This window comes from Hyphomonas oceanitis SCH89 (genome assembly GCF_000685295.1).
GTDB lineage: Bacteria > Pseudomonadota > Alphaproteobacteria > Caulobacterales > Hyphomonadaceae > Hyphomonas > Hyphomonas oceanitis.
Genome location: NZ_ARYL01000005.1, coordinates 84,300 through 97,397, shown reverse-complemented (window position 1 = coordinate 97,397; position 13,098 = coordinate 84,300). Strand labels below are relative to the sequence as shown.

Annotated in this window: 13 protein-coding genes; 5 read left to right on the top strand and 8 right to left on the bottom strand. The window is 64.1% G+C overall.

All coding sequences use genetic code 11. The features are described 5' to 3' along the window. Window positions 1-66: 66 nt before the first annotated feature. Window positions 67-1,833 (top strand): cell envelope integrity TolA family protein, encoded by a 1,767-nt coding sequence (locus HOC_RS21065; protein WP_051624551.1) that lies wholly within the window; start codon window positions 67-69, stop codon window positions 1,831-1,833. Here HOC_RS21065 and HOC_RS05235 read toward each other — a convergent pair. After that, a complete protein-coding gene (locus HOC_RS05235; RefSeq protein WP_051624550.1) occupies window positions 1,830-2,252 on the bottom strand; it encodes a DUF4112 domain-containing protein in 423 nt (140 codons plus the stop codon). The two genes, HOC_RS21065 and HOC_RS05235, sit on opposite strands and share 4 nt — an antisense overlap. A 19-nt stretch (window positions 2,253-2,271) precedes the next feature. Next, window positions 2,272-2,604, bottom strand: a complete 333-nt coding sequence (locus HOC_RS05230) for an RcnB family protein (protein WP_051624549.1) — start codon at window positions 2,602-2,604, stop codon at window positions 2,272-2,274. A gap of 107 nt (window positions 2,605-2,711) precedes the next feature. On the opposite strand from HOC_RS05230, the gene HOC_RS05225 reads away from it, so the two are divergent. Together HOC_RS05225 and HOC_RS05220 are read left to right on the top strand one after the other, a co-directional pair. Further along, window positions 2,712-3,053, top strand: a complete 342-nt coding sequence (locus tag HOC_RS05225; RefSeq protein WP_035536393.1) for a DUF952 domain-containing protein — start codon at window positions 2,712-2,714, stop codon at window positions 3,051-3,053. Then, window positions 3,054-4,106, top strand: a complete 1,053-nt coding sequence (locus HOC_RS05220; RefSeq protein ID WP_035536392.1) for a quinone-dependent dihydroorotate dehydrogenase — start codon at window positions 3,054-3,056, stop codon at window positions 4,104-4,106. Here HOC_RS05220 and HOC_RS05215 read toward each other — a convergent pair. From HOC_RS05215 to HOC_RS05205, 3 genes are read right to left on the bottom strand one after another with little or no spacing between them, the layout of a single operon-like run. Beyond that, window positions 4,069-5,373, bottom strand: a complete 1,305-nt coding sequence (locus HOC_RS05215) for an MATE family efflux transporter (RefSeq protein WP_035536391.1) — start codon at window positions 5,371-5,373, stop codon at window positions 4,069-4,071. The genes HOC_RS05220 and HOC_RS05215 overlap by 38 nt on opposite strands. A gap of 11 nt (window positions 5,374-5,384) precedes the next feature. Next, a complete protein-coding gene (locus HOC_RS21060) occupies window positions 5,385-6,143 on the bottom strand; it encodes a phosphatase PAP2 family protein (RefSeq protein WP_084146142.1) in 759 nt (252 codons plus the stop codon). Next, the gene (locus HOC_RS05205; RefSeq protein WP_035536390.1) at window positions 6,109-7,422 is read right to left on the bottom strand and encodes a dicarboxylate/amino acid:cation symporter; all 1,314 of its coding nucleotides are present in this window, start codon (window positions 7,420-7,422) and stop codon (window positions 6,109-6,111) included. The genes HOC_RS21060 and HOC_RS05205 overlap by 35 nt, the downstream gene beginning before the upstream one ends. A 152-nt stretch (window positions 7,423-7,574) precedes the next feature. On the opposite strand from HOC_RS05205, the gene hrpB reads away from it, so the two are divergent. Together hrpB and HOC_RS05195 are read left to right on the top strand one after the other, a co-directional pair. Next, window positions 7,575-10,013 carry an ATP-dependent helicase HrpB gene (hrpB, locus tag HOC_RS05200; protein ID WP_035536389.1) on the top strand — a complete coding sequence of 813 codons (2,439 nt, stop codon included), beginning with the start codon at window positions 7,575-7,577 and terminating at the stop codon, window positions 10,011-10,013. Between the two features lie 51 nt (window positions 10,014-10,064). Further along, window positions 10,065-10,514, top strand: a complete 450-nt coding sequence (locus HOC_RS05195; protein ID WP_035536385.1) for an OmpA family protein — start codon at window positions 10,065-10,067, stop codon at window positions 10,512-10,514. 7 nt (window positions 10,515-10,521) lie between these two features. On the opposite strand, the gene HOC_RS05190 is transcribed toward HOC_RS05195, so the two are convergent. The 3 genes from HOC_RS05190 to HOC_RS05180 all read right to left on the bottom strand — a co-directional run bounded on the left by HOC_RS05190 (window position 10,522) and on the right by HOC_RS05180 (window position 13,089). Further along, window positions 10,522-10,950, bottom strand: coding sequence for a hypothetical protein (locus HOC_RS05190; protein ID WP_035536384.1), 429 nt, complete (start codon window positions 10,948-10,950; stop codon window positions 10,522-10,524). Window positions 10,951-11,014: 64 nt separating this feature from the next. Beyond that, a complete protein-coding gene (locus HOC_RS05185) occupies window positions 11,015-11,662 on the bottom strand; it encodes a pseudouridine synthase (RefSeq protein WP_035536383.1) in 648 nt (215 codons plus the stop codon). Beyond that, window positions 11,659-13,089: a sensor histidine kinase gene (locus tag HOC_RS05180; RefSeq protein WP_241766902.1), complete on the bottom strand. Its 1,431-nt coding sequence runs from the start codon at window positions 13,087-13,089 to the stop codon at window positions 11,659-11,661. The genes HOC_RS05185 and HOC_RS05180 overlap by 4 nt, the downstream gene beginning before the upstream one ends. Window positions 13,090-13,098 lie beyond the last annotated feature (9 nt).

The window sequence follows — 13,098 nt, the reverse complement described above, 5'->3', positions numbered from 1 at the left end:
CTAAGCGGCTATAATCGGCCAACACCGTTTCATACAGAGGCGCCTTTAGGGGCGTAAGACTGCCCGATGTTCACGAAGGATTTCACCAAGCCGGAACCGGTTCGCCCGATGATTCCGGAAAGCGTGCGCCAGACGGTGCGCGCCGCGCAGGATGCCGGTCGCCGCGCCGAGGAGCGCGCCAACATGAACATGCCCTTCCGGGCCCGCCTGCGCGCACGCGATGCCGTGCGCCCGCAATCCACCCTCGCCATCATTTCCGGTATCCAGGCCAAGGCCTCCGACACGACCAAGCCCGTAAAGCCGTCGCACAATCGCGGCCCCATCCGGCCGCTGCGCGCCGTGTCTGCCAATCCGGGCCTCCTGCCGCTGGGCCGCAATGGCAAGGGCGGCGGGCATGACGACGATGATGATTCCGGCAGCCGCCTGGCAGACATTTCCCAGCTGGCCTTTGCCGGCATCGCTGTTCTGGGCCTCGCAGGCCTCTCCGTCATGGCCGCCGACAGCGCGCTGAATAATGGTGAGGCTGAGTCCGGTTCGGAAACTGACGTTTCGAGTGTAGCCACCTTCGATCCGGTTATCGCACCCAGCGCCGCGTCATCTGTCGCTATGGCGGAGGCCTCCACACCTGTCGGAACCGCGCCGACCCAATGGTTCAATTATCAGGGCGTGGCTGACCAGCTGGCCGCCCGCAAGGCCGCCTTTGACACCGCGCAACGTGAAGCCGCCACCGCCGAGGCCGAACAGGCCCGCGTCGAAGCGGCTAATGCGATTGCCGATGCAGAGGCCCAGCGCCTCGCCGAAGCGGCTGAGCAGGATGCCGCCGCCGAACGCGCCCGCAATGCTGCCGCCGAGCAGGAAAAGACCCGTCTGGCCGAAGCTGAAGCCGCCCGGGTCGCCGAGGCAGATGCCCAGCGCCAGGCCGCGCTGGAGGCCGAACAGGCCGCCGCCGCTGAGGTAGAGGCCAAACGCCTCGCCGAGATCGAAGCCCGCCGCGTCGCCCAGGCTGAAACCGAAGCGCAACGTGTCGCCGATCTCAAGGCCAGGCAGGCCGCAGATGCCGAAGCCAAACGCGTGGCCGATGCCGCCGCCGAGCAGAAACGCCTCGCGGCCATCGCCTCGGAAAACCAGAAGAAGCGTCTCGCCGCTGCCGAGGCTGAAGAGCGCCGCCTCGCCGCGCTGAACGCCTCCGTCGCGGTGCCTGCCTCGGTCGCGGTCAAGCCGACGGCCACGCCAAAAGCTCCGCTCCAGATGGCCGCCTATACAGGCCCGGTCCCGGCGGCGGCCACGCTCAAACCCGCCATGGGCCCCAAATTGGTCGCTGGTAACCCGCGAACGGTCACGGAACGGTCCGCGAATACCCCGGCCTATACCCAGTCTGCCCCCACAGTGCGCCCCTTCGCGGCCGCTGAAGCCCTGCCAAGTCCGCGCAATGTCGATGAATTCATGGCCGAGCGCGTTGAGCTGACCGCCGCTGAAGCGCTCGATCCCACGCTGTTGAAAACATTGCAGAATGACTTCCTCCGCCTCGTCGAAATCGAGGCCGATGGCGCCACGCAGATCCTTGCTACGCCGGATGGTCGCAAACTCGAGATCCGTATTGAACGCTCCACAACGCGCGAGGCCAGCAAGCCCACGGTCCGCCCCATCAGCTATACCGGTCAGGCAACCGATTCCGTCGTCCGCTACGTCGCCGATGTCATGCCGATGAAAGTGTCCGTTACGTGCCGCGACATTGCCTATGCCTTCCCGGGACAGGAACGCGGCCGTTTTGCCGCCTGCGAGGCTCCGACAGGCGGCTGGATCCTCGGTCGCGCATCAGATTCAGGCGTCTAGGCCAAGGGCTGGTTCTTCAGCTGTTTCTGCACTTTGCGCCGAAGATGCTTCTCGATAACGCGTACATTCTTGGTGTTCGACTTGAAGAAAAAGTCGAACGCATCACCAAATACAGGGATTGCTCCCAGCGTCGTATCGAACAGCAGGTTCCAGCCGATATGCGCCAGGGCGATGGGATGAAGCTTCAGCCGCGCAGCGGTGTAAAGCGCATAGGTGCCAGCCAGACCCGTCGCGACGTCTCCCGCCACAGGCACAAGGCCGAGCACTGAATCCAGCCCGAACTTCATGCCCATCAGCGAAAAGCGCGAATCCAGCACACGTGCAAACATCTGCAGGTGGCGCAACTCATCCTCGAGCGTTCGCCCGTTTCCGAGCTGTACATTCAGGAGTTCGCTATCCGCTGTGCGATCCTTTCCCATTTATCCCCCCTTTGCGCTCTTATTGCTGCGCAAGTGCTCCCAGAATTGAAACAAGGCTGATGATTGTGCGCGTGTCTTCATCAACCAGCAGCACGTCATCATCGACACGCGAATAGTAATATCCCGGCGGCGGTGCTTTCAGGTCGTAGCGATCGTAATCGCGAAACCGGTCATATTCACGCGGCAGATGGCCACCAATGTCATATTTCTTGGCCTGTCCGGGCGGGATACAGCCTTTTTTGGCAAGCCCGGGCGGACACGCTTTAGGGCCGCCATGCGCACCAGGATCGGCCAGCGCGACGGGGCTAAAAGCTGTGGACAACGCAAGTATGGCGAGGGTTCTGGTCAGCATGGAATAATTCCTTCTTTGCAGCCAAACGCGGGCGGACCAACCGGGTTCCGCTGCATAGGGCGTCACGCGCCGTTGCGCGGTCGCCCAAAGCCTGCTGAAACCGCCCAATGAGCGACACGCATGTCTACAAATTACTTAGCCAAGCCGATTGGTCCGCCGCAGAAGCTGCTGGCGTCACGTCTGTCCCACTGGACGCGGCAGATGGTTATGTTCACCTGTCAGGCATTGGGACCGTCGCGGAGACGGCCCGGCTCTATTATTCAGGCCAGCCCGTCGTGCATCTTCTTGAATTCGCCGTGGCAGACCTGCCGCCCCTGAAATGGGAACCGAGCCGTGGCGGCACGCTGTTTCCGCATCTTTATGGCGATCTTTCCATTGCGCTTGCCAGCCGTCATTGGCAGCTTCGCCCGGATACAAGCGGCACGCCAACCATGCCGGAGGATCTCTAGATGGGGCTGACTGATATCGGCGTTGCCGCCGTAAAACTCCTGCCGCCGGAAGCGGCCCATACCGCGACTATCAAAGCGCTGGAAAAGGGGCTTGGCGTGCCTCTCAAGGCGCCAGCCATTGATCCGATCCTGGCAACAACTTTGCCCAAATCCGGCCTGACATTCGCAGGCCCTGTCGGTCTTGCGGCGGGCTTTGACAAGAATTGCGAAGTGCCTTCGTCCGTCGCGCGGTTCGGTTTTGGTTTCATCGAATGCGGCACGGTCACGCCGCTGCCCCAGCCGGGCAATCCGAAGCCGCGCCTCTTTCGCCTCAGTGAAGACAAGGCCGTCATCAACCGGATGGGGTTCAACAATTTCGGCCTCGACTACTTCGTGCGGCGCCTGTCGAAATACCGCGCTGCGCCACCTATCGGGGCCAATGTCGGAGCCAACAAGGAAAGCGCTGACAGGATTGCCGATTATGTGCGCGGCATCGAGGCGGTCGCGCCCCATGCGAACTATGTCACCGTCAATATTTCCTCGCCCAACACACCCGGCCTGCGCGGCCTTCAGGACAAGGCCGCGCTTGAATCCCTCCTCACGGCCTGCGGCGTAGCCGACAGGGCGGGGAAGCCGGTCTTCCTGAAGGTGGCCCCTGATCTCGACGCCGAGGCGATTGCCGATATTGTCGGGGTCGTGCGCAACCAGGGCGCATGGCTGTCGGGACTTATCGTCTCGAACACCACGCTTGCCCGGCCAAACAGCCTGACCAGCCGTGACAAGGCCGAGACGGGTGGCCTGTCCGGCGCCCCGCTCATGGCGCCTTCGACTGAAGTGTTGAAAGCCTTTGCCCGGTCGCTCAAGGGTGAGTTTGATCTTATTGGGGCTGGCGGCATTGCCAGTGGCGCCGATGCCTATGCCAAGATTCGGGCCGGTGCCCATGCGGTACAGCTCTATTCGGCAATGGTCTATGAAGGCCCCGGGCTTGTCAGCCGGGTCCATTCGGAACTGGCTGGCCTGTTGAAGGCCGACGGGTTTACGCGGCTGGAACAGGCGGTCGGGAAAGACCTCTGAAGAGCCCCGGCACGAACCAGCCCAGTGCCGCCGCGCGATAGACATACATCAGCAGGAAAGCGGTCCAGACACCGGCATTTCCCCATACCGGGCGCAGCACCATGTCGGTCGCCAGATAGAGGGCTGCAGATATAAGCCCGGCCGTGCGCAACGCCCTGCCCTGCGTTGTGCCCAGGAACAGCCCATCCAATTGCCAGGCCGCAACGCCGATGATTGGCACAGCAGCGCAGAAGGGCAGGAAATCCAGTGCCGCGCGGCGCGCCTCCGGGTCGGCGATAAAGGCCCTGATCAGCCAGCCGCCGCCGAGGAAATAAGTCAGGGCGAACAGGGCGCCGAAGCCGAGCGCGAACTCAGACGTCAGGCGCATGGCCCGGCCGAGCCGCTTGCTGTTGCCTGCGCCAAAGGCTTCGCCTGCTTCCTTCTCGGCGACAAAGGCAAAGCCATCGAGCACGAAGGCTGACACGGTGATGAATTGCAGCAGGACTTCGTTGCCAGCTGTTGCCGCAGTGCCGATGAGAGTGCCGGAGCGGACAAACCAGCCAAAGCTGAACACGAGGGCTAGCGTGCGGATCATGATGTCGCGATTGGCCGAGAACAGGGCGACAAGGCGTGCCTTGTCCAGCAGTCGGGCAGGTGCCTTGAAGCCGTCGCGCACGAGAACCAGTCCGAAGGCCAGCGCCGTCCATTCTGCAATGGCTGTTCCGGCGCCAATGCCTGTCGGGCCAAGGTGCAGCCCGGCCACGAACCATATATCCAGCCCGACATTCACGCTGTTCATCACGATCTGTACGGCCAGCATCTGACCGGTCTTTCCCGTGCCAATCAGCCAGCCTGTAATGCCCAATCCCATCAGGTAGGCGGGGGCGCCGAAGATGCGGGCGTTGAAATAGCCTGCGGCGAGGGTTTCCACATGGTCGGTTCCGGCAAAGGCGGCGAAGGTGAGCCCGCGCAGCAGCGGGGAAAGGAGGAAAAGGACTGCGCCGATGGCGGCGCCAAGCATCAGGGCGCGTAGCAATGTGGCCCGCACTTCCGGCGCGTCGTCACGGCCATTGGCCTGTGCTGCAAGGCCTGTTGTGGACATGCGCAGGAAGCCAAAACCCCAATAGATAAAGCTGTATGCGACGGCGGCGATGGCGACGGCTGCGAGGTCTGCCTTGTCGCCGAAGCGGCCCATGGCGAACGTGTCGGCAATGCCGGTCGTGGCGGTCGCAGCCTGTGCCAGCACAATGGGAATGGCGAGGGAGAAGACCTTCCGGCGCGTCAGCATCGGCGGCCAGCCTAACCGAGTGCGTGATAGAGCATGCGCGCGGCCGGCAGCGTCAGCAGGGCATAGAGGGGCCCCGTCAGGGCCAGTGCGGTGACAGTGAAGAGTGTTGAGCGGTTATTCGCGGGGTATTCCGTGACCGTTCCGAGTCCGCACAGCATCAGGCCGCCGAGCGCAAGGCCCGCCAGCGTGTCGCTCGGCCAGTGGGCGCCGACATAGATGCGGGATGCCGCGATGAGCAGGATGAGTACGGAGAGGCAGCCGACCGCCCACAAGCGCGCGGCACCCTTGAACGTCATCAAGGCGAGCAGGGCGAGCCCGCCATAGATGAGGGTGGAATTGGTGGCATGGCCACTCGGGAAGCTGAAGGCTTCGACGCCGCCATAGAGATCAACGGTTGGACGGGGCCGGGCGACCCAGGCCTTGACGAGGCGGACGATAATGGGCGTCAGGACGAAGACCGCCGAATAGGCGGCGAGAGCGCGCCAGTTGCGATAGAGGCCGAGGGTGACGAGGACCAGAGGCCCCATGAACCAGAGATAGACCGCGTCGCCAAAGGCGGAGACGAAGAGCATGACATTGGTCAGCGCGGGCGTGCGAAGGCCGGGCACCTGGTCGGTGATGCTCCGGTCGAAGACATCAATATCCCATAGACCCGCGATGCCGGAGACGAGTAGCGCCAGGACAAGCGCGCAGAGGGCTGCGGGCACCGCCAGGGCGGTGCGCCGCATTCTGTGCCTAGACGGCGTCTCGGGCTCGGAAGACCTCTTCATCGAACTCTCCTTCCCACTTGGCGACCGCCGTTGCAACCGCGAGGTCGCCAGTGATGTTGGTCACCGTGCGCGCCATGTCGAGGATGCGGTCGAAGGGGAAGAGAAGAGCGATGATCAGTACGGTCTGGTCTGCTGACACGCCAACAACGCTGAGCGTGGTGGCGGCCAGGAACAGGCTGACTGAAGGAATGCCTGCCGTGCCGATCGACACGAGCGTCGCCATCAGGGCGATGGTAAAATACATGCTGAACGTCATCGGCAGGCCGAGCGCCTGAGCAGCAAACAGGGCGATCAGGCCCTGATAGAGCGCCGTCCCGTCCATGTTGATGGTCGCGCCGAGTGGCAGGACCGAGGAGGCAATCGATTTGCTGATGCCGAGGTTCTGCGTGGCGCAGGACATGGTCATTGGCAGGGTGGCGTTGGACGACGAGGTCGAGAAGGCCACGGCCTGCGCATCCACGGCGCCCCTGAAGAAGTCGAACAGCGGCAGGCGCAGAATGACCTTGATGACGAAGCCGAAGGTGAAAAGCATGTGCAGGGCGCAGGCGATATAGAGCGCCGCCGTCATCTTGCCGAGCACGGCGAGAATGGTGAGCCCCCGGTCGCCGAGGACCCAGGCCATCAGGGCAAAGACGCCGATGGGCGCCGTTTCCATGACGATCAGTGTCAGCTTCATCATGGCTTCGGCGGCGCTGTTCATCACATTGGCCAGCGGCTTGCCGGCATCGCCGGAGACGAGGATGCCGATGCCGAACATGATGGCAAAGAAAATGATGGGCAGGACGTCGCCATTGGCCATGGCGGCCACGGGATTGGTCGGGATGATCGACAGGATCGTGTTCATCAGCTGCTCGGCGACGCTGCCGGGCTGCGGATTGGCGGCGAGCTGGGCGCGCGTGTTTTCCATGTCAGCCGGATTAACGGTGGTCGTATCGAAGCCGGCGCCGGGCTGGATGATCGAGCCCATCAGCAGGCCGAAGGAGACTGCGATCAGCGTCGTGCACATATACATGCCGAGGGCGCGGCCGCCGAGACTGCCGAGTTTCTTGGGGTCGCCCATGGCCAGCACGCCCGAAACAAGCGTGGTGAAGATGAGCGGAACAACCAGCATCTTGATCAGGTTGATGAAGGCATCGCCGATGGGCTTGGCCCATGCGGTGACATTGGCGCCAGCGGCCTCCGCCCCCATGACCTGCCGCAGGATGAGCCCGGTGATCGCGCCCAGCGCCAGGCCGACCATCACCCGCTTCCACAAATCTATCTTGAACCACCAGCCCATACGCCACTCCCATGAGTCATTTGAAGCCGGGACGGTAGGGGGGCTTTGCGGGGAAGGCAAATGCCGAGATGGCGATTTTGCCAGTGGTCGGGCTGGCTGCCCACGTAATGCCCATTGCCCTGCAATGCCCCCCGGCCCTATGTCTGCGCCCCATGAGCGTCGCGATGTCTCCCCTGCCGATTGATGATGTGCTGAACGAGGTCTGCGGCGCGCTTCGCGACGGCCATCGCCTCGTGCTCGCTGCGCCGCCGGGGGCTGGCAAGACAACGCGCGTTCCGCTGGCGCTGGCCGGACTGACGGGCGGGCCTGTGGTGATTCCGGGACGCATTCTGCTGCTGGAACCGCGCCGTGTGGCCGCGCGCATGGCGGCGGTGCGGATGGCGCAAAGCCTCGGCGAGCCTTTGGGGCAGACCGTGGGCCTGACGACGCGCGTTGACCGGAAGGTCTCTGCCGCAACGCGCATTGAAGTGATTACGGACGGCCTCTTCACACGGCGCATCCTGTCAGACCCTGAATTGAAGGGCGTCGGAGCGGTCATTTTTGACGAATTCCACGAGCGGCGCCTGAATGCTGATCTTGGTTTGGCCCTCGCGCTGGAGGCGCAGGGCGTTCTGGCGGAGGATCTGCGCATTCTTGTCATGTCGGCGACGCTGGATACGGGCCGGGTGGCCACTGTCATTGACGCGCCGGTTATCGAGAGTGCGGGGCGGCAGTTCGAAGTGGAGACACGCTATCTTGGTCGATCGACTGACCGGATCGAGGACCGGATGGCGGCGGCGGTTCGCCGGGCGCTGCGGGAGGAAAAAGGCTCCATCCTCGTCTTTCTGCCGGGTGCGCGGGAGATTTCGCATGTCGCAGAGCGGCTGGAGGATCTGCCGGAAGACTGCCGTGTGGCTCCGCTCTTCGGCGCGCTGTCGCCGGCTGAACAGGATGCTGCGGTTTCCCCTGCCCCACCCGGTATCCGCAAGATTGTGCTGGCGACCGATATTGCGGAGAGTGCGCTGACGATTGAAGGCGTGACCGTCGTGATCGACTCTGGCCTCGCCCGCGTGGCCGAGGATGATACGGGGGGTCTCGGCCAACGGCTGACAACGGTGAAGGCATCGCGGGCTTCGGTTGACCAGCGCCGGGGGCGGGCGGGGCGCACAGCGCCGGGCGTCTGCTACCGTCTCTGGGACGAAGCGGCGACACGCGGGCTGGTCGCCGCGCCGCAGCCGGAAATTCTTGGCAGCGATCTTTCGGGTCTCGTGCTGGCGCTCGCCGAATGGGGCGAGCGCGATGCGGGCAACCTGACATGGCTTGATGCGCCGCCCGCAGGAAAACTGAAAGCGGCGACCGACATGCTGACGCGCCTCGGTGCGCTGGATGATGCGGGCAGTCTGACCCCGCTAGGGGCGGAGATGGCGCGTCTGCCGCTTGCGCCGCGTCTTGCGGCGCTTGTGGCCGGGGCCGGATCGCCCGGCGAACGCGCCTTGGCGGCAGAGATTGCGGCGCTCGCGGGTGAGCGCGGGATGGGCGGCAATGCGGCCGACATTCGCGAACGCCTGTCGCGCTTCCGGGCGGAGCGGTCGCCGCGCGCGCGGACGCTGCAACAGCAGGCTAAGACCTGGGGCAAGGGCGCGGCATCTTCAGGCGATGTGGCGACGCTGCTCGCCAGGGCGTGGCCGGACCAGATCGCGCGGGCCCGGCCTGGCAGTGAGGGGGTCTACCTGATGGCGTCGGGCCGCGCGGCCACGCTGCCGGTCACGGACGCGCTGGCGAAGTCCGACTGGCTGGTGATTGCGGATCTTGGCGGGGCGAGCGGTCAGGCGCGGATTACGCTGGCCGCGCCGATCAGCGAGGCGGATGCGCTGGCTAGTGGCGTGACGACCGAAGAGCGGGCAGACTTTGATCCGAAGACGGGCAAGTTTGCCGCAAGGCGCGTGCGCGCGCTGGGCGCCATCGTGCTGTCCGAAACGCCGCTGCCGAAACCTGCGCCCGCCGTTGCGGCCAAAGCCATGCTGGATGCCGTTGTGACGGAAGGCTTTGGGGCGATTGGAGCGGAAGATGTGGTGGAGGAGACGCTGGGACGCCTGCGCGTGCTTGTGCAGGCCGGACTGATTGAGGGCGCCGATTGGTCGATTGAGAGTCTTCTGGCGGATGCGCCTGATTGGCTGATGCCATTGCTGAAGCGGCAGGGCGCGCAGGTTCCCGCGGCCGGAAAAGTGCGCGAGGCGCTGGTAGCATCGTTCGACTGGCAGGTGCAGGAGGCGCTGCGGCTGCATGCGCCGCTGGCGCTCACCCTGCCCTCCGGCCAGACCGCTTCGGTTGATTATGTGGACCCGCGCGCGCCACTGGTGTCGGCTCGGGCGCAGGCGTTTTATGGCCTTGCGACGCATCCTGCGATTGCGTCCGGCCGTGTGCCTGTGACGGTGGAGCTGCTGTCGCCGGGCATGAAACCGGCGGCGACCACGCAGGACCTGCCGCGCTTCTGGGCTAATGGCTATCGCGACATGGCGAAGGACATGCGCGGGCGCTATCCCAAGCATGACTGGCCGGATGATCCGGCCAATGCGCGGGCTCATGAGGGGCGGACCAAGAAAAGGCTGTGAGCGGGAACCAATCCATGCATAAGGGATTGATTGGCGCTGCTGGAGAGTCTGATGAAAATTTCTGTCTATTTGTTCGCGCCACTTTTGCTGGTGGCCTGTGTGTCGCGTCCGGTTCCGCCGGTTGAGCCTGTGGCGGCCGAAGTCGCCCTGCCTGCGCCGGATTGCAGCGCTGAATCCTTCGCCATCTATTTCGAGGAAGGCGCGACCGAGCTTTCTGAAGAATCCGATGCCGTGATGGACGCTGTCGCGGCATCCTATTCGCGCTGCGATCTCTACAAGATGGAGATCGAAGGCCACGCCGATGCCAGCGGTGATTCGGCAACCAATGAAGTGATTTCCGCCAAGCGGGCCGATGCTGTTCTGGCGGCACTTGAAACGCGCGGTGTCGATGCCCAGCGCGTGCATCTTGTGGCCTATGGTGATCAGGGCGCGATCAAGACCGGCGGCGTCGAAGCGCCGCTCAATCGCAAGACCGAAGTGCGCCTGATCCCGGAAAGCTGATGCGTGTCTAATTGGGGCGCGAAATATCCGTGCCCCAGTTCATGCCCATCGACTTCTTCATCCAGTCGGAGAAGGTGGCGGGCTTTTCGAGCGATTTCGGATCAAGCGTACCGTACGACACGAGCGGACCGTCACGGCCTTCGAGACGGACGCCTTTGACGCGCTGTTCGCCCGACGACCAGCTTGTATAGCCAACACCCGGATCAATCAGGAACATGACCTGTTCGCCCCCCGAACCGTCGAGGTCCCGGCCAAACACAAGGCCATAGACATTTTCGCGGCCCCAGAGGCCATGGCTCGCCGCCTGGCGTTTCCCGTCGAGCAGCACTTCATCCCATAGCAGGTTACGCCGCCATTGCAGGACATGCATGCGCTCCTCATTGACGATCTTGATATCGACATGGTGAAGCGAAAGGCGAACAATCTCGGCGTGCATGTTGGAACTCCATCTTATCGTAAAACGATAATGCCCGGTGGCGAAGGAGTCAACGGACCCTTCGTCAGAAAGGGCAAACGGCCTCGAATGACAGCCAGTCCTGGCTCGCAGGGTGGCGGAACCGCATCCATGTTGCATGCAAGCGAAGCCGGTCGGCCGCGCCTAGCGCATCGGTATGGGCATAGATGTCATCCCCGAGGATGGGATGGCCGATGGCGGCGAGGTGCAGGCGCAGCTGGTGCGTGCGGCCGGTCAGCGGCGTGAGGCTGAGGCGCGCGCCATGGGCATGGCTGGCAATCGTCTCATAGCGCGTCTGGCTCGGCTTGCCCTTGTCAGGGTCGACTTTCTGGCGAGGCCGGTTTGGCCAGTCCTGGCCAAGCGGCAGGTCGATGAGGCTGGCGGTATTTTCCGGCACGCCCCAGACATCGGCAATATAGGTCTTCTCCACCCCGCCTTTCTCGAACTGGATGGCGAGATGGCGCTGGGCGGCTTTTGACCGGGCAAAGACAAGCAGGCCGCTGGTCGACATGTCGAGCCGGTGAACGGTCAGCGCATCAGGATAGTCCGCCTGCACACGGGCGATGGCACAGTCAGCTTTGTAGGGTCCGCGCCCGGGTACGGACAGAAGTTCGGCAGGCTTGTCGATAACGATCAGGTCCGGGTCCGTGTGGAGATAGCAGACCTTGCCTTGCGGCGGAGCGTAGACGCTCACGCGCCGAGGCCCGGCAGCCGGAGGCGGAAAACGGTACCGTCCGGGCCCGTCTCGGCGAGGACAAGACTTCCGCCCATGCCCTGAGCCAGCTCCCGCGCGATGACAAGGCCAAGGCCTGTGCCGCCACGCCGCGCGCTGCCCGCAAAGGGCCGGAACAGGTTGTCGCGCGCGGAATCCGGTATGCCGGGGCCATTGTCGGTGAAATCCAGACCGTCCGGCCCGAGAGAGGCGACAATGCGCGAAGGCCCCTCGACCCGCGGGGTCATGGCTTCGGCGGCATTACGCACCAGATTGCTCGTGATACGGTGCATGTGGTCGGCGTCAGCCTGTATCTGCAGGCCTGCAGGCACATTGTTTTCCCATACGATATCGGGATGCGCGCCGAGCGCTTCAGCGGCGGCCTCGTCCAGCACGGCGCGCAGTATCACTGCTTCCATGCGGGGCGGTGTCGGCGTCGCCTTGCCATAGTCGAGCGTTTCAGTGGCCAGCGTGATGGCGCGTTCTAGCGCGCGTTCAAGGCGCGGCGCGGCCTTCTGCACGCGGGGGTCTTCGGAGCTGGCCAGCACATCGGAGACGAGTTGCGCCGAGGCGAGCGAATTGCGCAGGTCGTGATTGATCTTGGCGACCGCCGTACCGAGTTCGGCCAGGTGGGTCTTGTTGCGGAAACTTGTGGCGACCGTTTCTTCCATGTCGGCGAGGGCGTTCTGGGCCCGGCCGATCTCGTCGCGGCGCCGTGTTGGAGGCAGGCGCCGTGACCAAGCGCCCGGATCATCGCGGAATTGCTCCGCGCTGAGCGTAACACGCCGCATCGGGCGCACCACAAGCAGGTGAAGCATCACGTAGATAATGCCTGCCGCCACGAGGGCGATCAGCAGGGACAGGCTCGCAACGCGCCGCGCATAGGCGCTGATCGCGGCCTTGAGCGGCGCCTGCGGTACGACGATCTCCAGCACACGGCCGGGCGCGGACCCATCCGCCTGGATGACGAGAATCCTGTCGCTAGGGGCGAAGAATGCGCCCAATGCGGCAAAGGACCGGCCCATCATGGTCGAGCCGCGCATGTCGATATTGTGGGTTTCGCCCTCGACCGGTTGCTGCGCTGGCAGCAGCTGGAAGCGCATGTCGTCCTCGATTTCGGTCACGGCGAGAACTTCGGCGCTCATCAGGAGCTGGTCGGATAATTCATCAGACACATTGCGCGAAGGCGACGCATCAAGCGCGAGGGCCGCCGTGCGGGCAGCCTGTACGCGCTCATTCAGCCAGCTGTTGCGGAAGCCTGAGGCGCTGGGCACGAAAATCAGCGATTCGACCAGCAGGACCGAGCCCAGCGTGAGGGCAAACAGGCGAAAGGAAAGGCTTTCGAACCAGCGCGAGAGCGCGGGTGCGGGCAGGTCGCGTGCAAGGGCGGGCCGGGTCTCGTCGCTCACCCTAGGTGA

What these genes read in the sequence shown, in the direction of transcription:
- HOC_RS21065 (WP_051624551.1), top strand. Translation starts at nt 67, where the DNA reads ATGTTCACGAAGGATTTCACCAAGCCGGAACCGGTTCGCCCGATGATT.
- HOC_RS05235 (WP_051624550.1), bottom strand. Translation starts at nt 2,252, where the DNA reads ATGGGAAAGGATCGCACAGCGGATAGCGAACTCCTGAATGTACAGCTC.
- HOC_RS05230 (WP_051624549.1), bottom strand. Translation starts at nt 2,604, where the DNA reads ATGCTGACCAGAACCCTCGCCATACTTGCGTTGTCCACAGCTTTTAGC.
- HOC_RS05225 (WP_035536393.1), top strand. Translation starts at nt 2,712, where the DNA reads ATGAGCGACACGCATGTCTACAAATTACTTAGCCAAGCCGATTGGTCC.
- HOC_RS05220 (WP_035536392.1), top strand. Translation starts at nt 3,054, where the DNA reads ATGGGGCTGACTGATATCGGCGTTGCCGCCGTAAAACTCCTGCCGCCG.
- HOC_RS05215 (WP_035536391.1), bottom strand. Translation starts at nt 5,373, where the DNA reads ATGCTGACGCGCCGGAAGGTCTTCTCCCTCGCCATTCCCATTGTGCTG.
- HOC_RS21060 (WP_084146142.1), bottom strand. Translation starts at nt 6,143, where the DNA reads ATGAAGAGGTCTTCCGAGCCCGAGACGCCGTCTAGGCACAGAATGCGG.
- HOC_RS05205 (WP_035536390.1), bottom strand. Translation starts at nt 7,422, where the DNA reads ATGGGCTGGTGGTTCAAGATAGATTTGTGGAAGCGGGTGATGGTCGGC.
- hrpB (WP_035536389.1), top strand. Translation starts at nt 7,575, where the DNA reads ATGAGCGTCGCGATGTCTCCCCTGCCGATTGATGATGTGCTGAACGAG.
- HOC_RS05195 (WP_035536385.1), top strand. Translation starts at nt 10,065, where the DNA reads ATGAAAATTTCTGTCTATTTGTTCGCGCCACTTTTGCTGGTGGCCTGT.
- HOC_RS05190 (WP_035536384.1), bottom strand. Translation starts at nt 10,950, where the DNA reads ATGCACGCCGAGATTGTTCGCCTTTCGCTTCACCATGTCGATATCAAG.